General features: G+C 70.6%; 21 protein-coding genes and 2 pseudogenes. 12 read left to right on the forward strand and 11 right to left on the reverse strand.

The annotated features are described in order from the left end of the window. Nucleotides 1–109 precede the first annotated feature (109 nt). Nucleotides 110–1,423: a carotenoid oxygenase family protein gene (locus AC069R_RS05010; protein ID WP_478764605.1), complete on the forward strand. Its 1,314-nt coding sequence runs from the start codon at nucleotides 110–112 to the stop codon at nucleotides 1,421–1,423. A 265-nt stretch (nucleotides 1,424–1,688) separates the two neighbouring features. Next, nucleotides 1,689–2,051, forward strand: a complete 363-nt coding sequence (locus tag AC069R_RS05015; RefSeq protein ID WP_478764607.1) for a hypothetical protein — start codon at nucleotides 1,689–1,691, stop codon at nucleotides 2,049–2,051. A 117-nt stretch (nucleotides 2,052–2,168) separates the two neighbouring features. Here the strand turns inward: AC069R_RS05015 and AC069R_RS05020 are convergent. Next, a pseudogene (locus tag AC069R_RS05020) lies at nucleotides 2,169–2,783 on the reverse strand (SAM-dependent methyltransferase); the annotation flags it as partial. A gap of 34 nt (nucleotides 2,784–2,817) precedes the next feature. Between AC069R_RS05020 and AC069R_RS05025 the strand changes: the two are divergent. Then, nucleotides 2,818–3,369: pseudogene (locus tag AC069R_RS05025) on the forward strand (aldo/keto reductase); the annotation flags it as partial. A 229-nt stretch (nucleotides 3,370–3,598) separates the two neighbouring features. On the opposite strand, the gene AC069R_RS05030 reads toward AC069R_RS05025, so the two are convergent. The 6 genes from AC069R_RS05030 to AC069R_RS05055 form a co-directional block, all read right to left on the reverse strand. Then, complete coding sequence (locus AC069R_RS05030; RefSeq protein ID WP_478764608.1) at nucleotides 3,599–3,874, reverse strand: DUF4190 domain-containing protein; 276 nt, start codon at nucleotides 3,872–3,874, stop codon at nucleotides 3,599–3,601. Between the two features lie 2 nt (nucleotides 3,875–3,876). Further along, nucleotides 3,877–4,041 carry a hypothetical protein gene (locus tag AC069R_RS05035; RefSeq protein WP_478764610.1) on the reverse strand — a complete coding sequence of 55 codons (165 nt, stop codon included), beginning with the start codon at nucleotides 4,039–4,041 and terminating at the stop codon, nucleotides 3,877–3,879. A gap of 338 nt (nucleotides 4,042–4,379) precedes the next feature. Beyond that, entirely contained in the window at nucleotides 4,380–4,790 is a 411-nt protein-coding gene (locus AC069R_RS05040) for a hypothetical protein (RefSeq protein ID WP_478764612.1), read from the reverse strand. Nucleotides 4,791–4,817: 27 nt separating this feature from the next. Further along, nucleotides 4,818–5,243, reverse strand: a complete 426-nt coding sequence (locus AC069R_RS05045; protein WP_478764613.1) for a hypothetical protein — start codon at nucleotides 5,241–5,243, stop codon at nucleotides 4,818–4,820. A 598-nt stretch (nucleotides 5,244–5,841) separates the two neighbouring features. Beyond that, nucleotides 5,842–7,083 (reverse strand): serine hydrolase domain-containing protein, encoded by a 1,242-nt coding sequence (locus AC069R_RS05050; RefSeq protein ID WP_478764615.1) that lies wholly within the window; start codon nucleotides 7,081–7,083, stop codon nucleotides 5,842–5,844. 200 nt (nucleotides 7,084–7,283) lie between these two features. Next, a complete protein-coding gene (locus AC069R_RS05055; RefSeq protein ID WP_478764616.1) occupies nucleotides 7,284–7,946 on the reverse strand; it encodes a DUF4097 family beta strand repeat-containing protein in 663 nt (220 codons plus the stop codon). A gap of 708 nt (nucleotides 7,947–8,654) precedes the next feature. Between AC069R_RS05055 and AC069R_RS05060 the strand changes: the two genes are divergently transcribed. Next, the gene (locus AC069R_RS05060; protein ID WP_478764617.1) at nucleotides 8,655–9,155 is read left to right on the forward strand and encodes a hypothetical protein; all 501 of its coding nucleotides are present in this window, start codon (nucleotides 8,655–8,657) and stop codon (nucleotides 9,153–9,155) included. Nucleotides 9,156–9,651: 496 nt separating this feature from the next. Further along, nucleotides 9,652–10,146 (forward strand): NUDIX hydrolase, encoded by a 495-nt coding sequence (locus AC069R_RS05065; protein ID WP_478764619.1) that lies wholly within the window; start codon nucleotides 9,652–9,654, stop codon nucleotides 10,144–10,146. A 263-nt stretch (nucleotides 10,147–10,409) separates the two neighbouring features. Here the strand turns inward: AC069R_RS05065 and AC069R_RS05070 are convergent, their stop codons facing one another. Both AC069R_RS05070 and AC069R_RS05075 read right to left on the reverse strand, forming a co-directional pair. Beyond that, on the reverse strand, nucleotides 10,410–11,255 hold the full coding sequence (locus AC069R_RS05070) for an NmrA family NAD(P)-binding protein (RefSeq protein WP_478764620.1): 846 nt from the start codon (nucleotides 11,253–11,255) through the stop codon (nucleotides 10,410–10,412). Beyond that, on the reverse strand, nucleotides 11,252–11,677 hold the full coding sequence (locus AC069R_RS05075; RefSeq protein WP_478764622.1) for a nuclear transport factor 2 family protein: 426 nt from the start codon (nucleotides 11,675–11,677) through the stop codon (nucleotides 11,252–11,254). The genes AC069R_RS05070 and AC069R_RS05075 overlap by 4 nt, the downstream gene beginning before the upstream one ends. Before the next feature lie 86 nt (nucleotides 11,678–11,763). On the opposite strand from AC069R_RS05075, the gene AC069R_RS05080 reads away from it, so the two are divergent. Beyond that, nucleotides 11,764–12,360 (forward strand): TetR/AcrR family transcriptional regulator, encoded by a 597-nt coding sequence (locus AC069R_RS05080; RefSeq protein ID WP_478764623.1) that lies wholly within the window; start codon nucleotides 11,764–11,766, stop codon nucleotides 12,358–12,360. A 712-nt stretch (nucleotides 12,361–13,072) separates the two neighbouring features. On the opposite strand, the gene AC069R_RS05085 is transcribed toward AC069R_RS05080, so the two are convergent. Continuing rightward, entirely contained in the window at nucleotides 13,073–14,311 is a 1,239-nt protein-coding gene (locus AC069R_RS05085) for a DUF418 domain-containing protein (RefSeq protein WP_478764624.1), read from the reverse strand. A gap of 357 nt (nucleotides 14,312–14,668) precedes the next feature. Between AC069R_RS05085 and AC069R_RS05090 the strand changes: the two genes are divergently transcribed. After that, nucleotides 14,669–15,337, forward strand: a complete 669-nt coding sequence (locus tag AC069R_RS05090; protein WP_478764626.1) for a response regulator — start codon at nucleotides 14,669–14,671, stop codon at nucleotides 15,335–15,337. Further along, the gene (locus tag AC069R_RS05095; RefSeq protein ID WP_478764627.1) at nucleotides 15,334–16,446 is read left to right on the forward strand and encodes a sensor histidine kinase; all 1,113 of its coding nucleotides are present in this window, start codon (nucleotides 15,334–15,336) and stop codon (nucleotides 16,444–16,446) included. The genes AC069R_RS05090 and AC069R_RS05095 overlap by 4 nt, the downstream gene beginning before the upstream one ends. 89 nt (nucleotides 16,447–16,535) lie before the next feature. On the opposite strand, the gene AC069R_RS05100 is transcribed toward AC069R_RS05095, so the two are convergent. After that, nucleotides 16,536–17,474, reverse strand: coding sequence for a GlxA family transcriptional regulator (locus AC069R_RS05100; RefSeq protein WP_478764629.1), 939 nt, complete (start codon nucleotides 17,472–17,474; stop codon nucleotides 16,536–16,538). A gap of 302 nt (nucleotides 17,475–17,776) precedes the next feature. On the opposite strand from AC069R_RS05100, the gene AC069R_RS05105 reads away from it, so the two are divergent. The 4 genes from AC069R_RS05105 to AC069R_RS05120 are packed head-to-tail and all read left to right on the forward strand — an operon-like array spanning nucleotide 17,777 to nucleotide 19,123. Beyond that, entirely contained in the window at nucleotides 17,777–17,917 is a 141-nt protein-coding gene (locus tag AC069R_RS05105) for a hypothetical protein (protein WP_478764630.1), read from the forward strand. Then, complete coding sequence (locus AC069R_RS05110) at nucleotides 17,914–18,393, forward strand: DUF2269 family protein (protein WP_478764632.1); 480 nt, start codon at nucleotides 17,914–17,916, stop codon at nucleotides 18,391–18,393. Before AC069R_RS05105 ends, AC069R_RS05110 begins: the two co-directional genes overlap by 4 nt. Nucleotides 18,394–18,395: 2 nt before the next feature. After that, entirely contained in the window at nucleotides 18,396–18,692 is a 297-nt protein-coding gene (locus AC069R_RS05115; RefSeq protein WP_478764633.1) for a DUF3817 domain-containing protein, read from the forward strand. Beyond that, nucleotides 18,689–19,123, forward strand: a complete 435-nt coding sequence (locus AC069R_RS05120) for a DUF6010 family protein (protein WP_478764635.1) — start codon at nucleotides 18,689–18,691, stop codon at nucleotides 19,121–19,123. Before AC069R_RS05115 ends, AC069R_RS05120 begins: the two co-directional genes overlap by 4 nt. The last annotated feature ends 101 nt before the right edge of the window (nucleotides 19,124–19,224 follow it).

Consider the following 19,224-nt stretch of genomic DNA (forward strand, 5'->3'; position numbering starts at 1 on the left):
CCGATCCGGCGGACCACAGTCAGCCCCATCGAATGAGAAGGCCATGACGACAAGCGAACCCAAAGCCACGGAGCCGGTCCAGCCTTACCTGGCTGGTCACTACACTCCGGTGACCGACGAGACCGAAGCCTTCGACCTCAAGGTCACCGGCACCCTGCCGCCCGACCTGACCGGCCGCTACCTGCGCAATGGCCCCAATCCCCGCCCCGGCGAGGATCCGGGACACGTCTTCACCGGCAACGGCATGCTGCACGGAGTCAGGCTGCGCGACGGCCGCGCCGAGTGGTACCGCAACCGCTGGGTCCGCACTGGCAAACTGGCCGGCGCACCGCTCACACGGCCCGACGGAAGCCGCGACTTCGCCGTGGTCAACGCCAACACCCATGTCATCGCCCACGCCGACAAGCTCTGGGCCCTGGTCGAGAGCGGCTTTCCCTACGAGGTCACCGGAGAGCTGGACACCGTCGGCCCCTGCGACTTCGGCGGACGCCTGACCACCGCCATGACCGCCCACCCCAAGGAAGACCCGGCCACCGGCGAGCTCCTCTTCTTCGGCTACGGCGCCACACCCCCGTACCTGACCTACCACCGCCTCTCGGCGGCCGGCGAACTGGTGGAGAGCCGGGAGATCAAGGTCCCGGCGGGCACGATGATGCACGACTTCGCCATCACCGAGAACTACGTCGTCTGGCTGGACCTGCCCGTCGTCTTCGACCCGGCCCTGCCGGCCCGCGGCGGCATGCCCATGCGCTGGTCCGACACCTACGGCGCGCGGCTGGGCCTGATGCGCCGCGACGCCGCGGGCGAGGTCCGGTGGTTCGACGTGGACCCCTGTTACATCTTCCATGTCGGCAACGCACACGAGGACGCGGCCGGACACGTCGTCCTGGAGGCGGTGCGCTATTCGCGCCAGGCGTTCGACGTCATGTGGCAGGCGATGGGAGGAGCCGTCGACCAACTCCAGGACACCCGCCACTGGGCACTGGGCGTGAGCCAGAGCGGACACGTGCACCGCTGGTCGCTGGACCCGGCCACCGGCCGCGTGAGCGACGAGGAACTCGACGACCGCGGCGTGGAGATGCCCACCATCAACGACGACCGGACCGGACGCCACAGCCGCTACCTCTACACCATCAGCGAGAACGCGATCATGAAGTACGACACGGTCGCGGGCACCAGTACGGCCTACGGCACCGGCGCGGGCACCGCACCCGGCGAAGCGGTCTTCGTCCCGGCACGCGACGCCTCGGACGAGGACGCCGGCTGGCTGCTGTCGATCGTCTCCCACGGCCCGGCGGCCCCCTCGCAACTGCTGGTCCTCGACGCCCACGACCTGACCTGGACGGCCACCGTGGAACTCCCACGGCGCGTCCCGGCCGGCTTCCACGGCAGCTGGATACCGGACGCCCCGCAACACCGGTGACCGCGCGGGCCGCGGACTCTTTCCGATCGGACCCGTGCCGAACGACCACTGACGGAGACCGGCCCGAAGCCGCCCGCCGCACGGGCACGTGGGGCGGACGACTACCTGGACGGAATGAGCGCGCAGTCGCCGGCCCGGCCACGAGGACCGCCGTGGGACAGCGCCCTTTGCTGTCCTTGGCCCCTTCACCGAGGATTGACCTGGCAATTCGGGCCCGCTGAACATCGGCCATCTGGCACCTGTCCAGGCCAGGTACGGTGCACCCATGACCGAAGCCTTGGCCACCGACATTGCCCATGTGCTGGACGCTGTCCTGAGCATGGTGGAGGGCCCAGGGGTGGAGCTCAGTCTGCAGACACGGCATCTGCGGGTGCGGAGGCGTTGTGCGTGTGGCTGCGGTTCGGCGGACTTCGGTCTCGATGCGGGTGCTGTAGCTCCTGTGTCTACGCTCACAGGCACGCGGGTGGCGGCCGAGATGGAGTTGTTCGGTGCTGGTGGAGAAACCGTCGGCGAGGTGCTGGTGTTCGTCGATGACGGGTATCTGTCGCGGCTTGAGGTCTGCTCGTGGAGCGATGAATCCCTGACGCTGAGCGACGCGCACCGAATCCTGTGCCCATGCGACCGATGAACGATCAAGGTTCAGCGAGATCGCTCAAGAGTTGTCGAGACGGGACGAATTGGGCGACCCCGCGACAGTGAACCTCGACCGATTTCCACGGGGGTTTGCTCGCCTGGAAGCGTCCTGCCGACGGACCGCCGAGATCAGTCCGCCGGGCCGCTCCTCCCGCTGCGGCGGGGTGCTGATCGGGCGGCCGTAGGCGGCAGCGCGCTCGCGCAGGGTGTGGGTGTCGGCCTCCCAGCCGTGCCCGGCCAGCCAGCCAACCGGGTCGTCGGGCATCTCCGAGACCCACATGGACGCCGCCGATCCCGGAGCGGCGTCGGCGCCGAAGCGCTCGATCACGCCGCGCGAGCCCAACGTCAGCCCCATCCGACTGCCGGCCGCCGACTGCGCGCTGATCCGGGCCATCAGCAGTTCGACCGCGTCCTCGGGCAGATAGATCAGCAGTCCCTCGGCGATCCACACGGTCGGTACCGCCGGATCGTGCCCTGCGGCGGCCAGCGCACCTGGCCAGTCCTCCCGCAGATCCACCGCGACGGTGATCCGCTCGCAGCGTGCGACGGCCCGCTCCTGGCGCAGCACCGCAGCCTTGAAGTCCAGTGGCGCGGCGGTGTCGACCTCGAACAGCCGGGTGCCCTCGGGCCAGTCCATCCGGAAGGCCTGGCTGTCCATGCCGGCGCCGAGCAGCACGACCTGCCGGATTTTGGACGCGGAGGCCTGCCGCAACAGGTCGTCGAGGAACTAAGACTGTGCCGGAGGCGGGCCCGAGGTAACCGTCGCCGACCTGCGCGGCTGGTCACCGCTGGTCGCGCTGCAGATCGAGTACAACCTGACCGAGCGCACCGGGGAACGCGACCTCATCCCCATGGCCCGCGAGATGGGGCTGGGCGTCGTCCCGTACTCGCCGCTCGCCGGCGGCGTCCTCACCGGCAAGTACAGCCGCGCCGACCTGACCAGGGCGGACGCCGGTGCCGGCGACGGCACCCGCAGGGCCTTCAACGTCGCGCTCGGCACGGTCACCGAACGCAACCTCGCCATCGCCGATGTCGTCGGAGAGGTCGCCGAGGAGACCGGGCGTACCCCCGCCCAGGTGGGACTGGCCTGGACTTTGCGGAACCCCGGCGTGACGGCCCCGATCATCGGCGCCCGCACCCCCGCCCAACTGGAGGACAACCTTGGCGCCTTGGAAGTCGACTTCACCGCCGCCCAACTGGCCCGCCTCGACGACATCAGCGCGATCAGCCTCGGCTACCCGCACGACCTGCTCGCGAGCGACCACATCCGCGCGGTGACCCGAGGCGAACTGAAGATCCCGACCCACCGCTGACCTCCACACCGGCGCCGACCGCTCCTGGCTGATTGCCCTGGCCGGAGCCGGGTGGGCGTAACCAGGACTTGTCCGGGCGATCAAGTGTCACAACGGGGCCGTCGCGCGGGGCTGCTGGGCACTGTCGCCGCTCTGTTGTGGCGGGTACGAGTGCACGCGCGACGTTTCCCCGGCGGGGATGCGTGCCGGAACCCGGGGGCGCCATCACGGTGTCGGCGGCCTGGAGCGGTCAGCCGCTCCAGATCGACCAGGAGGTGGCTCCGTGGGCGGAGGCCAGGACGGTGAAGAGGATCAGGTCGGCGATGCCGAGGCCCAGTCCGAGCAGTGCCCGGAAGCGGCGGGGTGTGTCCCGGCGCAGGGCGAGGAGGGCGAGCGCGATGGCGATGGGGCCGAGGACCAGGTTGAGGACGAGCAGTCCGAGGAGTCCCAGGACGAAGGAGGCCACGGCCATGCCTTCGGTGTCCCGTCGGCCGGTGCGGGCGGAGGGTGGTGCGGTCAGCCGCATGGTCAGGCCCTCCTGGAGCGGGAGCGCCGGCGTCGCTCGCGTCCGGCGAACACGACGAGCCAGCTGATGATCACGGCGCCGGCCAGCAGGGTGACGGGCCAGGGGAGGTAGGCGGCCGAGCCCACGATGATGCCCAGCAGGAGCAGGGCGGCGACCAGGAAGAGCACGTCTACCTCCTCGGTTCGACGGTGCCGGCGGTGGACGGCGGTTCGCCGTCGCGTCCGTACGGCGGCCTCTGCGGCCGTTTCGTCAACGCGTTCATGACATCGCCGGTTACCCGCGGGCGCGCGTCTCACGCGCCGGGGACGCCGCGGACCGGTCCTCAGGTGACGCACGTACCGCAGCCGTACCGGACTACAGACCGGCAGATTCCTCGGCCAAGCGGCCCGTTGGCCCTCCGGCACCGGTGACGTGGGCGCGGTTGAAAACATGGAGGTGAGACCAAGGCGTCCAGGCAGGCCGGCAAGCACGCCCGCGGTTGACAACGGGACAGCCGGCAGGCCGGTTAGGCGGGCGGCGCTTGGCCTGGATGCCGTCCGACAGGCCAGCGGTAGGCCGGGGCGCGGGGGCATTCCCAGCGGGGCCCGTTGTCCGGATCCGCGTCCGTGGCGGAAACGGGGCGCATGGGGTGGGTGTGGCCGGGTCGGCAAAGCGGCCAGGCCACACCACCGCCGACGGCATGGAGATGTTCCAGAACGGCGTCCTGAGTGTGGACCGCGAGCACCTCCACCAAGTCCTCCGGCTCAAGGTCGGTGTCAAACTCCAGATATCCGACCTGGACGCCGGCCACCACCAACTGCCGCCAGGTTCCCGGAGCACCCTGTGGAGCCCGTTCCACGAGACGGTTCGGCAGCCCGCAGACGGACAGATCGTGGGCGATCGCCGCGAACAGATCCTCGGGCGGTGGTGTCGGCATGGACGGCGTCTTTCTGCGAAAGCTGGGCTACGGCTTGAACGTACAGGTCACGTACCGATAGGCGCCCTGGGTCGGCTTCGCGACGGAAAACCACGTCCACAGGAACGATACGGTCGCGCCGCGCGGCATCGTGTATTTCTTGCTGCTCTTGACGACGCTGAACGTGCGCGGCAGCGGACCGTGGAACTGGTAGTTCCACGGCTCCACATGCGGCTGGTACACGTTGGCCTGGCGGTTGTTCGCGTAGATCTGCGCGCTGAAATTGACGACACCGAACTTGGAATTGGCCTTACGCAGTTTCACGATCCACGGTATGCCGTACTTCATCGACTCCTGAAGCGTCACGTCCGCCACCGCGTGCTTGAACGTTCCCCGGCATTTCGGGTACGTCGCGGCCGCTGCCCCCGATTTGGCGGAAGAGTCGGCCACTTGGCGCTGGAGCGCGCTGGTCACCCCCTCTGACGTGGTGAACGTACCCGTTCCGGAGGGGGCGCCCCTGGCGGCCAACTCGGCAAGCACAGCGGCCGGTTGTCGGGACGTCCCAGACGTCGAAGCATGTGCTGTCCCCGGCGCTCCCGGTGTCGCCGCCTCGGCCGCAGGAGCCGTCGCGCAGATCAGCGCCGCGGCGCAGGCCGTGACGGTGATTCGGCGGACGGCACTGCCCTGTGCACGTTTCATTGAATTCCCCCGTGGTTCTCCACTGTTACCCATGTTCACGCCGGGAGAGTGTGAATTCCCGGCACGGCTCGACTCTATCCGCCTGTATTCCGACGCGTCACGTAACTCGACGTCAGGAAGCCGTTAAAACCACCGGTTACCCGGCGTGCAAGTTCCTCTCCCGGCACCTACGACCGGAGGAGGCCACCTGCACGCCGGGGGCCTGGCCGTGTGCTGCCCGCTGGTGCGGGAGCGGGAGGCGAGCTGTTCGACGAGTCGTACTCAGCGGCCAAGAGCCGTAAGGCAGCTGAGGCCAGGCGGGCGTATCGCGATCTGCCCGCACCATGTCCGCAAGGTGCCAAGGGACGTCGGCTGTCGCGGATGTGGCGCCTCGTCAGTCGTCGATCGCCTGGTAGAGCGTGGTCCAGAAGTCGTGGATGAGCTGTGCCGGGGCGGGGAGGGACAACCCGACTTGGGTGAGCAGGATGCCTACGAGCCCGTTGTGCGGGTCGGCGTAGGCGGTGGTGCCGGTACCGCCGTCCCAGCCGAACTGGCCGATCGGCGCGTAATCGCCGCGGTAGGTGCGTACCGCCATGCCGTAGCCCCAGCCGCCGTGCTGCCCCTGGCCGAAGGAGATGTGGACGTTGTTGCGGGCGAGGTCGCTGCGGGCGGCCTGCTGCTCGGGGGTGAGGCAGTTGGTGGTCATCAGTTCCACGGCCGGCCGGGACAGGATGCGTTCGCCGCCGTGCTTCCCGTGGTTCAGCAGCATCCGGAAGTAGGCGTGGTAGTCGTCGACGGTGGAGACGAGACCGCCGCCGCCCGACTGGAACGCCGGAGGCGCGCTGTACTGCCCGCCCACCGCCTCGTCCCATATGGTGAATTCCCCGGTCTGCGGGTCCGGCGTGTAGCAGGGCGGCAGCCGGTCGATCTTGCCGGCGGGCACATGGAAACCGGTGTCCTTCATGCCCAGCGGGCCGAAGATCCGTTCGCGCAGGAACGACTCGAACGACTGCCCGGTGACCCTGGCTACGAGCACACCGAGCACGTCGTTGCTGATCTGGTACTGCCAGTGTTCTCCGGGCTGGTGCATCAGGGGGAGCGTGCCCAGCCGGCGCATCCACTCGTCCGGTGCGGCCGTCGCCGACGCGCTCTGGCTGAAGATGCCCCGTTCGAAGACCGCGTCCATGATCGGGGTGCCCAGCGCCGTCAGGTCCATGCCGAGCCCGAAGGTGGAGGTCAGCAGGTCCCGTACGGTGATCGGCCGCCGCGCCGGCACGGTGTCGTCCAGCGGGCCGTCGACCCGCTTGAGCACCTGCCGGTCGGCGAGTTCGGGCAGCCACGGCTCCACCAGGTCGTCAAGGCGCAGTCGGCACTCGTCCAGCAGGACCATCGCCGCGGCCGTCGTGACCGGCTTGGACGTCGAGGCCATCCGGAAGATCGTGTCCCGGCGCATCGGCGCGCCACCGTCATGGCGCATGGTCCCGACGGCCTCGACGTGTGTCTCACCGCCCCGGCTGAACAGGGCGACGAGTCCCGGAATCCTCCCGGACTCCACGTGCCGTGCCAGCACGTCGCGGATTCTGCGCAGCCCTGCCTCGGAGAAGCCGCTGTGCTGGTCGGTGAGGTGGAGGGACATGGCTGTGTGCTCCTTGCGGGTTGTGTGGGTGGGTGGTCGTTCCGGTGGGACGTGGCTGCCGCCGGGCCTGTCCTGGGCGGTGGCCGGGCTGAGTTCGCGGTGCGGGACGCCTCCCGGCGCGTCGTCCACGGTCTTCGTGAGTTCGGGTGCGTTCCGCTCGCCGGGATGGCTATGAGGGGGCTCCTCCGGAAGGGAGCGGGTCACAGGCTGCGGGCGGTGATGTCGCCGTGGGAGGTGGTGGCACGGATGTCGAGGTCGGCGGTGCCGTCGCTCTTGAGGGCGTTGCTGATGCGGCCGTAGGCGGAGTGGGCGTCCAGGGTGGCCGACACGCCGGCGCCGGCGCCGACCGTGATGTCGCCGTGCCGGGTGCTGAGCACGACCGTGCCGCCCATGGCCTCGGCGATCCGGATGCCGCCCCTTGCGGTGCTGATCTGCGCGCTCGCGCCCAACCGGCCGATCTCCACGTCGCCGTCGACCGCGGTGAGACGCACGCTCGCGGCCTCGTCCAGCTTGATCTGGCGGTACGCGCCTTCGAAAGCGATGTCGCCGAGTCGGCCGACGGTCCGCAGTTCGGCGCCGGCCGTCCTGGCCTGGACGTGGGAACCGGCGGGCAGTTCGATCGTCACCTCGATGGACCCGGATGAGCCGAAGTACTGGTCCTTCGCCGGGGATTCGATCCGCAGGACGCCGTCGGCGTATTCGATCGTGGTCTGGTCCGCTGCCTTCACATCACGGCCCTTCGAGGCGTTCGCGGGCAGAACCTCGACCGCGGTGTCGGCCCGGTCCGCGGCGATGAACCGTACGCGTCCCGCCGGGATGTCCAGGACGGCGGAGACCGGGGCGGGGGTGTCGTACTTCTGCATCGCGCTCTCCCCGACTTGCAGTTCGTTGGTTTCTGATATTGGAAACACTACGTTGCTTTCCATAGCGCGGCAACACAGTGTTTGCATTGAACCAGCATTAGTCGAGGTAGATGGCCGTAAAGCGTTGCAATGACTTCTGGCTTAATGCAATAGCGGAACGGTCGTTCGTTGCAATGAGTTGCAGGTGAACGCTAAGGCGGAGACGTTGAGGGGCGCCGACGGCTCGCCCTACGCGATTCGCAGAAGGGCGATGCTGACGCCTGCCATGTCCCTCGTCCATTCCCCCGGATTCATGGACCGCGCCTTCCTGGTCGTAATCGGGCCAGTTCAGCACATTCCACAGGCTGGGGCGGTGACAGCCGCTCAGGTTCATGGCACAGGCACCTGCATGCCCGCAGCGGCGGGGCAGCGGCCTCGGGCGCTACCCCGGCCGGCGAGCCTGACATACGGCCCTTCATGGCTTACGACCCTGGTCGCATCGGATTGACTCTGCTGAAAGCTCGTCCCGTGCGGGCGCCAGTCCCGGCCGTACCGGTGAGGAAGCCCTGGCGCAGCGCGCGCTTCATCACGCGACCGCGGGTACCCGAGGTCGGCGGTATTCACGACCGCTCACTCCGCTCACCTTGCTCGTTGCGTAGGAGGCCCGAGATGGATAGTCCGTACCGTTCGGAGACGCCGTCGTACCGGCCGCCCGCTGACGGCGCCGCCATGAATCTGCTCGGCATCTATCTCAACGACCACATGGCCGGTGCTACCGCCGGCGCGCTGCGGGCCGGTCGGCTTGCGCGGAGCAGCCGCGGTTCCGCGCTCGGCCGGGCGGTCGGTCCGGTGGCCATGGAGATCGCGCAGGACCGGGCGGCGCTGCTGGGGATCATGCGGGACCTGGGCGTCCCCGTGCGCCGCTACAAGGTCTGCGCGGGTTGGGCGGGCGAGAGGCTGGGACGGCTGAAGGCCAATGGCCGCCTGATCCGGCGCTCGCCGCTCAGCACGGTGCTGGAGCTGGAGGCGCTGCGCCTCGCGGTGGAGGGCAAGACCGCCGGCTGGCAAACCCTGCGTGGGCTCAGTGCCGTCGACCAACGCCTTGATCCGGCGCAGCTCGACACGCTGCTGGAGAGGGCCCGGCGTCAGCAGAAGACGCTGGAAGAGTGGCGCGCCCGTACGGCCGAGGCGGTCTTCCGCGGCGCAAGGAACCGGACGAGCGGGGAGTAAGGCAGGGCGGAGGGCCACCGGTGCTGTGTCTTGCGTAGGGCGCGCATGACGCATGCGAGGAGGTCGACGACACATGGTACGGCAGATGCGTGTTCCACCGGGCTTGTGCAGGCCTCGCAGACGACCCGGCACCCTGCCGTAGCGGGCCGGGGCGTCGGGGAACTCACCGACAACGCCTGATGCTGTGCTCCCGTCTGCACTGTCCGTGACCCCGTGCCGGTCCTTTGGGTCTGGTCCGCTCGCCATCTCGCGACACGCGTGGGCCAGACCACCGCTCCGGACCCGCCCCAGGGGCTGCATCGGACGGTACGGGTCGATCAGGGCTCGACTCGCCGCCGCCGACCGTCACCGGAGGACAACCGGAGGACCAACCGGAGGACAACCGGAGGACATCGGAGACGACCACCGAGGGGCCCCACCTACGGTGGTGGCCTTTTCCGGTACCGGCATCGCCCGTACGTCTCACCGCCTGGCCGTACGCGGCTAGCGTGTCCGGATGCCGTCTGTGAACCTGCGCCATTCAGTCCGGGCGATCATTCTCGACGAGGACGTGCGCATCCTCCTGTGCCGGTTCGCGATTCCAGAGCCGGCGGGAACCGTGGTGTGGGCGGCTCCCGGCGGAGGGATCGAGCCGGGTGAGGCACCGCTTGCCGCACTGAGCCGCGAACTGCGGGAAGAGGTCGGGCTTGCCGTACCAGCCGATCCGCCGCACGTCTGGCACCAGGAAGTCGTGGCCCCCGGACATGCCGAGGGCCACGACGGCGTCATCAACGACTACTTCCTCGTCCGCACCGCCGCGTTCAACCCGCGCGGAAGCCTGTCCGACGACCAGCTCGCCGCGGAGGACATCAGCGGTCTGAAGTGGTGGCACCCGTGCGAGATCGCGTCCTACGCCGGTGCGGACCTGTTTTCCCCGCGCGACCTCGGGTCCCTCCTGGCGGCATTGATCACCGCCGGCGCTCCACCCGAGCCCGTCCGGCTCGGTCTGTGAACAGGTGCTCCCCGCGTGATGCGAGGACCGGGGGAGCGGCGCCGGGGCAGGGGCTTCCTGCCGTACGGCGCGGGCTTGGACCTGACGCGCGCCTGCTGACACCCGGTCGAGAGGTCACCCTGCTTTCGCGGAGCAGCGCGGAGTATCCGCCGACCAGACGACTGGGGGATACCTCCAGGCCCCTCTCTCGCGCGGCGCCCGAACCGCCGTGGCCGGCCGAGCCGCAATTCACACAGGGCCCCGCACCGGAGTCCCCTGGAACCTCAACTGCCGCCTCGCATCTCGGTTTCCACAAGGGCCCGGAAGGAGCGCGGAGGCCGGCCGGTGAGGCGCTGGACGGTGTCGGTGACGCGGTCCTCCGCCCCTTCGGCGATGGCACGGTCCATGCCGGCCAGCATCGCGGCGAACTCCACGGGCATCTGGGTCGCGAGTCGGTCGCGCATCTGCTCGTAGGACAGCCGGCGGTGGACCACGGGCCGGCCGGTGACCTCGGTGATGGTCGTGGCGATCTCGTCGTAGCCGAGTGCTTCGGGGCCGGTGAGGACGAGGTCGCTGTCGGGGGCCTGCTCGTCGGTCAGGGCGCGGACGGCGACGGCCGCGATGTCCTCGGCGTCGACGAAGCCGACCCGGCCGTGTCCGGTGGCGGTCCAGAGGACGCCTTCGTCGCGGATGCTGCGGGCGTGCGCGTGCGTGCCGGTGAAGTTCTGCATGAACCACGAGGGCCGCAGCACCGCCCACTGTTCGAACAGGCCGGGCAGGGCCTGGTGCACTGTTCCCACCGCCGGCCCGCCTTCGGGGATCGCCGAGGAACTCAGCAGCACCGCACGGCGCACGCCGGTGGCGCGGGCCCGCTGGAGGAACGGCAGCATGATCGTCGCCGGGTCGGACTCGCCCGGAGGCGGTATGAGGTAGACACGGTCGACTCCGTCGAGGGCGGCCGCGTGGGTGGCGGGGTCGTACCAGTCGAAGGCGACCGGCTCGGCACCGGCGACCGCGGCCGCCCGACGGCTGGCGGCCTTGACGCGGTGACCCGCGGCCGTCAGCTGTGCGACCGTGCGGCTGCCGGTGGTGCCCGTGGCGCCGGTGACCAAGGTGGCGGCGGTGGTCATCGGCTGCTCCCGGTGAAGTCGGTGCCGGCCTCCTGGGCGGCGAGGGGGTTCCAGTAGTCGCGGTAAGAGGTGATGCGCCCGTCCCGAACGGTCACGACGGCGATGTACGTCATGTCGAAGGGAGCGCCGGTCTCCACCATGCGGCCGACGCCGCGCATCTCGACCACGATGGTCGCCGGATCGGTCGTCTGATGGATGCGCACGTCGCGGAAGTCGTGCAGATCGATGTGGTCGGGGTAGCGGCGCATGTACGCCGCAACGGCCTCCCTGCCCTCCAGACGCCGGGGCCAGCCGTCGGGGGCGAAGGGAAACTCCATGACGCCGTCCCCGGCCCACAGAGCGACCCAGGCGGCGATGTCTTTGTCGAGCAGTAGTCGCAGGCTGTGCCGGTACAGCTCCGCGGGGGAGGTCGGTGCGGACATGGGTGTCCTCCAGCTCATAGAATCCGGACTGTGGGTCCGCTTTGAAGATACGGACCACGGGTCCGCTTTGCAAACGGAGGAGCAGCATGACGGAACGCAGGTCCCGCAAGGACGCCGCCCGTAACCGGGAGGCCGTGCTCGCGGCCGCCGACGAACTCTTCAACCGCTGCGGGAGCCCCGAGGACATCACCATGGCCGGTGTCGCCGCAGCGGCCGGCGTCGGCAAGGGCACGGTCTTCCGGGCCTTCGGTGATCGCGCGGGGCTGCTCCGCGCGCTGTACGAGGTACGACTCGAACCGCTCAGGGAGGCCGTCGAAACCGGCCCGCCGCCCCTGGGGCCCACGACCCCGGCGCAGGAGCGCGTACCCGCCCTGCTCGACGCCGTCCTGTGCTTCAAACTCGACAACCGGCGCCTCGCGCTGGCCCTGGAGGACGGCGGGGGCAGCGGCAGCCCGTACCAGGCGGAGCATTACGAGCGGTGGCACAGCCTGCTCCGAGCCGTACTGGAGCAGATTCCCGGCCTGACCGACAGCGACTTCACTGCCCACGCCCTGCTCGCCGCCACGCGAGCCGACCTCATCGAGCATCTGGCCGGAGAAGAACGCGTACCGCGGGAGGCGTTGCGCGCACAGTTGGCGAACTTCGCCACCAGATTCCTGGCCTCAGGCCCGTTTGGGGAGTGATCGCGTCGTTGTCCGCGGCGCCGCCGGTGATCCTCCGACGGGGGCAACCCGGTGTCGGCCGGCCTTAATTGGCCACTGGGGCGCTTCGGCGAGAGGAAGGCTTGGACGAACACCAGCCCGTGACCGTTGCCCCGAACGAACCACACCGTGAAACCCAGGACCACAGCCTCTCCGCCTACGAGGGCGAACAATCCGGCGCTGGGCCGATACCCGATCGTTTCAGCATGTGGTCCGTAGCCGCCTCAAGCGGATGGCGGCGCTCGCGAGTTGGAGGAGCCCCTGGTGACATCGGCGCGTCTCTCCTAGCGGATGCGCGGGCGCTTGAACTGGTGCCCCACGCCTTGTGAATATGCCGGACATCCAGGTCCGCGGACGGCGCCGGCGTGCGGCCGGCTCTCCGCAACCGGAGCCGACCCACTCACCCACCGGTCTCGCCATTCGCCACCCCCTTCGTCCTGCCGGCTCAGTGGGACCGCGTCGACCGCTGGGTGGCCGGCCGTGCTGCTCCGGGCGCCACGCACGCGTGAGGCAAGCCAATGGCCACCGCGTCCGCCGCCCGAAGCGGCGTCCGCGGCGGAGGCGGTCGGGACACGGCTTCCGCGGGGCGCGCCCATGGCCCGGTGAGCCTCCCGGTGGAAGTCCGGCTCCCAGGGGCGGCCGGGGCCACCTTCGGTCGGCCGCGGCGAAGAAACCGTCCTGGTCAGCCCGGCGGTCATCCGATCGATCTGGCCGGGCGCGTGATGAGGTGCAGAAGGTGCTCCATGGGGCCGCGTCTGAACCGCCGGGTCCACACCGTGGCCAGCAGCATGGTGGCCGCGATGAAGAGGGCCAGCACCAGCAGGGCGGACATGCCGTCGCCGTCGACGGCGGGTACGTACCAGACGTCGTCGAAGAACCACAGCGCCAGGATGTGCAGGACGTACGCGGTCAGGGCCATCATGCCCACCGCGGCGACGGGGCCGGCCAGACGCGCGAGCCGGGGTGTCCGCTCGGCGACGGTCAGGCAGGCGGCGACCACGGCCACGGCGACTCCGGTGCTGCCGACGATGGAGAACGTCGTCTCGCTGTGCGGGACGGCCACCAGCAACCAGGCCGGCGGGGGCCGGCCCGCCGGTTCGCCCGTGGTGTCGGACCACCACCACGGGGACGACGCCGGACTGTGCGTGGCGGACGCGATGGCGGACAGGGCGTGCGGGACCAGGTGCAGAGCCAGCCAGGAGCCGCCGTAGCCCAGCAGCGTGAGTGCCCCACCGGTCAGCGCGAGCAGCGATCTCGCGTGCGCCCGGCCCAGGTCCAGCCGGGCCACCGCCATTCCGGCGAGCAGGAACGGTATCCAGGTGAGCACCGGGTAATCCCCGGTGAACAGCAGCTCCATGGTGCCGTCCGTGCCGGTGACGAGGGCCAGCGGGTCGTGGGCCGTGATGACGTCCGCCCAGCCGCCGTCCGAGACGGCCGCCCGGATCCCGTACAGGGCCTGGGGGAGGGTCAGGGCGCCCGCGGCGGCGATGAGGGCCAGCGTCCCGGCCCGCAGCCGGTACAGCGGGAGCACGGCGAGGAAGAGAACCCCGTAGTAGCTGAGGATCACGTCGACCTCGGTGCCCAGGGCGCTCAGGGCGTACCCGAGGACCAGCAGCACGCCGGCGCGGATCACGACCGTGGCCACGGCCTGCCGGCCCGCCCGGCCGGTACGGGGCCGGGGGCGGCCGGTGATGATGATCAGGGAGAACCCGGCCAGCAGGGCGAAGAGGGCGGAGGAGCGGCCACTCGCCGTCTCCAGCAGGAATCCCACCGGGCCGCCCACCGCCGGGTCGGGGCCGACATGGACCGAGAACATGCCGAAGACGGCGAGTCCGCGGGCCAGGTCGATCCCGATGAGCCGCCCCGGCGGCACTCTCCCGGCCCTGGCGGGCGCCGGGGCGGGGGCACGGGCTCGCCCCGGCGGCGGTGGCATACGCGCCGACGGGGCCGGGAGTGCTTCGGGGGCCGGTGTCGCGCTGTGCGCCGGTGCTTTGCGGGCCATGTACCGATGGGTTCACCGCGACGCCGCCCGAACCACTCCGGCAGCCGTCCCGACCCCCTCCGCCACACGTCCGCCATCAGCTCCGCCACACGTCCACGGCCCCCTCCGCCACACGTCCGCGACCCCCTCCGCCACACGTCCGCGACCCCCTCCGCCGACCGGACGGCCGCCCGCCCGCCGACCGGCTGAGTCCGTGCCGCCGATCGGCGGGTACCGCATGCCGGCCGGCCCCGTCGGGCTCCCGCGGGGGTAGGCATCGCACGGAGGCACGCGACGAGCGGAGCGCACGTGGTCCGGGTAATGGTGATCGACGACGAAGCCCTGATCCGCACGGGTTTCACGCACATTCTCAACGCGGCCGGCGACATCGAGGTCGTCGGCGCGGTGCCCGGCGGCCGGGGCGTCGACGCGGTGCGGGAACTGCGCCCCGATGTCGTCCTGCTCGACATCCGGATGCCGGACGTCGACGGGCTGTCCGTGCTGGCCGACCTGCGCCGCATGCCCGAACCCCCGGTGGTCGCGATCCTCACCACGTTCGACGCGGACGACTACGTGACGACGGCACTGCGCTCGGGCGCCGCCGGTTTCCTGCTCAAGGACACCGATCCCGAGGAGCTTCCCCACCTGGTGCGCACGCTGGCGCAGGGCGGGACCGTGCTGTCGTCCAAGGTCATGCGCAAGGTGGTGGACGGCTACCTCGACCACGGCGTGCGGGAGCCCACCGCGGTGCGGCTCACCGACCGGCTCACCGGGCGTGAACGCGCGATCCTCGCCCTCATGGCCGAGGGACTGGCCAACACCGACATCGGCGAGCGGCTGCACCTGAGCACCGGAACCGTGAAAGGCCACGTCACCAACCTGCTCGGCAAGCTGCGGGTCGGCAGCCGGGTCCAGGCCGTACTGATCGCCGAGCGCGCCGGTCTGCTCGCGCGGGACGGGGACGAGGGCGTACGTTGACCCCCCGACGGCCTTCGGACCGGCAGCTCGACGTGGTCCTCGTCGGGCTCGTGCTGATCGACGCGTCGGCCCACGTCGCCATCGCGGACCAGCCGGCCGCCGCCTGCGCGCTCCTCGGCGCGCTCTCGCTCGGCGCGCGCCGCCGGCTGCCCCTGGCGACCTTCGTCCTCACGCTCCCCACCGCGCTGGTCACGGACGCGGTCCTCGCGCCGATGGCCGCGCTGTACACGCTCGCCTCGCTCAACCGCCACCGCGTCCTGCTGGCGGCCTGTGCCCTCGCCTATGCCGTCATCGACTACCTGCCCTGGCCGTGGTCGTCCCTCGACGCCACGGAGCTGTCCCAGACGAACAACCTCTTCCACCTCAGCTACACGGTGGCCACCGCCGCCGCCCCGGTCTTCCTGGGCCAACTCGTCCAGGCCCGGCGTGAACTCTCCCTGCGCCTCGCCGACATCTGCGCGGCTCGCGAGCAGGAACGGCTGCTGACCGCCCGGAGCGTCCTCGCCGAGGAACGCGCCCAGCTCGCCCGCGAGATGCACGACGTGGTCTCCCACCAGGTCAGCCTGATCGCCGTACAGGCCGGAGCGCTCCAGGTGGGCAGCGGGGACACCGAGACGAGGCGGGCCGCGGCCACGATCCGCCGCCTGAGCGTGCAGACCCTGGACGAGTTGCGGCACATGGTCGGCGTGCTGCGCGACTCCGGCAGCGAACCGAGCGAACTGACACCGCAGCCCTCCCTCGCCGACCTGGAGCGGCTGATCGACGCCAGCGGCATCGAGACGAAACTGGAGACCGATCTGCCGGAGGACCTTCCGCCCACGTTGCAGCGCGCCGTCTACCGCACCGTGCAGGAGGCGCTGACCAACGCGCGCAAGCACGCCCCCGGCGCCACGGCGACCGTCCGCATCGTCCACCGCGGGGACCGGGTCCGCACCACCGTCACCAACACCGCCCCGCTCCGTCGGGGGCTGGCGCTGCCGAGCGCCCAGCACGGTCTGGTCGGCCTGGCACAGCGGGCCGAACTCCTCGGTGGCAGCGTGACCTCCGGGCCCTCCGCGGAGGGCGGTTACGAACTCCGCCTGGAACTGCCCGTCGCGCGCAACCGCTGAAGTCCCGGCCGGCAGACACCGCGTCCCGCACACCACCGACGGGCCGGTGCGCAATCGGAAGCGGGTCTGCCCGGTGCCGGGCCAGTGGTTCAGCTGAACGTGCGTCGGTAGGTCTGCGGACTGACACCAGTGGTGCGCTTGAAGCGGTCGCGGAAGGCGGTGGGTGAGCCGAAGCCCACCTGACCACCGATGTGCTCGACGGAGTGCTTCGTGGTTTCGAGGAGGTGCTGTGCCTGGCGGATGCGGGCTCGGTGGAGCCATTGGAGCGGGGTGGTGCCGATCTGGTCGTTGAAGTGCCGGATCAGTGTCCGGGTGCTGGTCCCCGCCCGCTCGGCGATGTCGGCGAGAGTCAGGTCACGGGCCAGGTTCTCCCGCAACCAGCCGAGCAGCGCCTCCAGTTCGGAGCCGTGCGGCGTGGGGGCGTGGTCGTAGGCGATGAACTGCGCCTGCCCGCCCTCCCGTTCGAGCGGCATCACCGACAGGCGGGCGGCGTCGGCGGCTACGGCCGAGCCGTAGTCACGGCGGATCATGTGCAGGCACAGGTCCATGCCCGCGGCCGCCCCGGCCGAGGTGAGCAACTGGCCGTTGTCGACGTACAGGACCTCCGGGTCGACGTCGACGGCCGGGTACATGGCGGCCAGCAGCTCGGCCGCACACCAGTGGGTGGTGGCGCGCAGCCCGTCGAGGAGCCCGGTGGCAGCCAGCGGGAAGGTGCCCGCGCAGATGGAGGCGATCCGCGTACCGGCGGCGGCGGCCGAGCGCAGCGCGTCGCGTACGGCGGGGGAGAGCGCAGCGGTGGGATCGGCGACACCGGGCACGAAGATCGTTTCCGCGTCCCGCAGGCCCTCCAGACCCCGGGGAGCGCGTACGACGAAGGCTCCGGCGTCGATCTCGGGGCCCTCGGCGCACACGCGGACCTGGTAACCGGGGCCGCCGTCGGGCAGGCGGGTCCGGGAGAAGACCTCGATCGGGGTGGACAGGTCGAACGGGATCACCTGGTCCAGCGCGAGAACGGCGACGGTGTGCATGGCCAGAACGTACCTTCCCCCCCCCGGCGCGACGAGTCCGGGCCGGTATCCGGACCGCCTCATGTCACCGCGGTTGCGGGCGTGACGGAAGGCGCTGGCATTTTCCCGTTGAAACATGTCACTAGTGCCACTGGGCGATCACCGTGCCGGCCGGTTGACTTCGGGGCGTCCGAGGGAACCGGCCCCGAAGGAACATCCGTGCACGTCCGGGTCGTCCAGTTCGACGGCCTCCCCCGCACGGTGCCCTTCGCGGGCCGGCCGCTCGCCAACCCCGTTGTCCGGTCAGGAAGAAGAACATCAGCATGTCCGTCAAAGGCGCCCGCAGCCTGTACGAGGCCGTAGCCGAACCGCGTCCCCACCACGGCATCCCCTCCGGGGCCGACCGCCTTCCGTTCTCGCAAGCCATCGGCGAGCGCCGGCCCGGCCGGGAGCACCAGGCGTGACCAAGTTCCTCCTGTCACTGCACGTCCTGGCCGCCATCGTCACCGTCGGCCCGGTCACCGTCGCCGCGAGCATGTTCCCCACGGCGCTGCGCCGCGCTCTGGGAGACTCCGGCGACGGCGACGACGCCCGAACGACCCTGCGGACACTGCACCGCGTCTGCCGGGTCTACGCCGGCATCGGCATCGCCGTCCCGCTCTTCGGCTTCGCCACGGCCGGCGGCCTCGGCGTGCTCGGCAGCCCATGGCTGATCACCTCGATCCTGCTGACCGCGGCGGCCGCCGGCGTCCTGGTCCTGCTCATCCTGCCCGCTCAGGACCGCGCCCTGGCCGCAATGGCGAGCCCCGCCGCGCCACGGCCGGCACGAACCCCCCTGGCAGCGGGTCGACTCGCCACGTTCACCGGCATCTTCAACTTGCTGTGGGCCACCGTCACCGTACTGATGATCACTCGTCCCGGCTCCACCACGGGGGTGTGACCATGCGCCCGCGCCCTCCGCGCCACCTGCGCATCGCGGCTCACGCCGAACTGGTCTCCCTGACCGCCCTGTTGGCCAACCTGTTCACCGCCCATCTCAAGCCCCTCTCCACGCTGATGGGCCCCACCCACGGCTGCGCCTACCTGTTCGTCGTGCTCGCGACCTGGCGGCTGGAGGGAGCGCCGACCGCCACCAAGTTCCTGGCGCTCGTACCGGGAGCCGGTGGGCCGCTCGCACTGCGGCGGGTCGACAGCGCCGATCAGGGCCGGGCCCAGTCGAAGGAGGTCATTCCCTCATGATCTATGTGTCGCCGATCATTATCGGCGTCGCCTACTGCCTGCTGATGTCCCTGATCAAGGAACCGAACCGGCGTCGCTTCAACGCGATCATGCTGGCCGGTGCCGGAGCCGCCTATCTGAGCGGGGGCGGGGTCGGCCCGTGGGAGCTGCCGTTCACCGCGCTCACGGCCTATATCGCCTACCGAGGCCTGGAGTCCTGGACCTTCATCGGCATCGGTTGGCTGCTGCACACCGCGTGGGACGTGGTCCACCTGCTCAAGGGCCGCCCCATCCTGCCCTTCGCCCACACCTCGTCCATGGGCTGCGCCATCTGCGACCCCGTCATTGCCCTGTGGTGCTTCCGCGGCGGACCTTCGCTGATCGAGCTCCTGCGCCGCTGGTCGGGGCCCGGCCGGAGAGCGGATCACGATCACGCCTCCGTCCCTTCCTGACCGACCGCTCCCGGGGGGGGGGGGGGGGGGGGGGGGGGGGGGGGGGGGGGGGGGGGTGGGGTGGCGGTGGGTCATCAAGAAGGCCACGGAGAGGGGTGTAG

The organism is Streptomyces sp. NPDC043952 (genome assembly GCF_056435325.1).

Bases quoted from the DNA above. Each gene is read 5' to 3' on its own strand.
- AC069R_RS05015 (WP_478764607.1), top strand. From the start codon at position 1,689: ATGACCGAAGCCTTGGCCACCGACATTGCCCATGTGCTGGACGCTGTC.
- AC069R_RS05030 (WP_478764608.1), bottom strand. From the start codon at position 3,874: ATGCGGCTGACCGCACCACCCTCCGCCCGCACCGGCCGACGGGACACC.
- AC069R_RS05040 (WP_478764612.1), bottom strand. From the start codon at position 4,790: ATGCCGACACCACCGCCCGAGGATCTGTTCGCGGCGATCGCCCACGAT.
- AC069R_RS05050 (WP_478764615.1), bottom strand. From the start codon at position 7,083: ATGTCCCTCCACCTCACCGACCAGCACAGCGGCTTCTCCGAGGCAGGG.
- AC069R_RS05055 (WP_478764616.1), bottom strand. From the start codon at position 7,946: ATGCAGAAGTACGACACCCCCGCCCCGGTCTCCGCCGTCCTGGACATC.
- AC069R_RS05060 (WP_478764617.1), top strand. From the start codon at position 8,655: ATGAATCTGCTCGGCATCTATCTCAACGACCACATGGCCGGTGCTACC.
- AC069R_RS05065 (WP_478764619.1), top strand. From the start codon at position 9,652: ATGCCGTCTGTGAACCTGCGCCATTCAGTCCGGGCGATCATTCTCGAC.
- AC069R_RS05070 (WP_478764620.1), bottom strand. From the start codon at position 11,255: ATGACCACCGCCGCCACCTTGGTCACCGGCGCCACGGGCACCACCGGC.
- AC069R_RS05075 (WP_478764622.1), bottom strand. From the start codon at position 11,677: ATGTCCGCACCGACCTCCCCCGCGGAGCTGTACCGGCACAGCCTGCGA.
- AC069R_RS05080 (WP_478764623.1), top strand. From the start codon at position 11,764: ATGACGGAACGCAGGTCCCGCAAGGACGCCGCCCGTAACCGGGAGGCC.
- AC069R_RS05085 (WP_478764624.1), bottom strand. From the start codon at position 14,311: ATGCCACCGCCGCCGGGGCGAGCCCGTGCCCCCGCCCCGGCGCCCGCC.
- AC069R_RS05100 (WP_478764629.1), bottom strand. From the start codon at position 17,474: ATGCACACCGTCGCCGTTCTCGCGCTGGACCAGGTGATCCCGTTCGAC.
- AC069R_RS05105 (WP_478764630.1), top strand. From the start codon at position 17,777: ATGTCCGTCAAAGGCGCCCGCAGCCTGTACGAGGCCGTAGCCGAACCG.
- AC069R_RS05115 (WP_478764633.1), top strand. From the start codon at position 18,396: ATGCGCCCGCGCCCTCCGCGCCACCTGCGCATCGCGGCTCACGCCGAA.
- AC069R_RS05120 (WP_478764635.1), top strand. From the start codon at position 18,689: ATGATCTATGTGTCGCCGATCATTATCGGCGTCGCCTACTGCCTGCTG.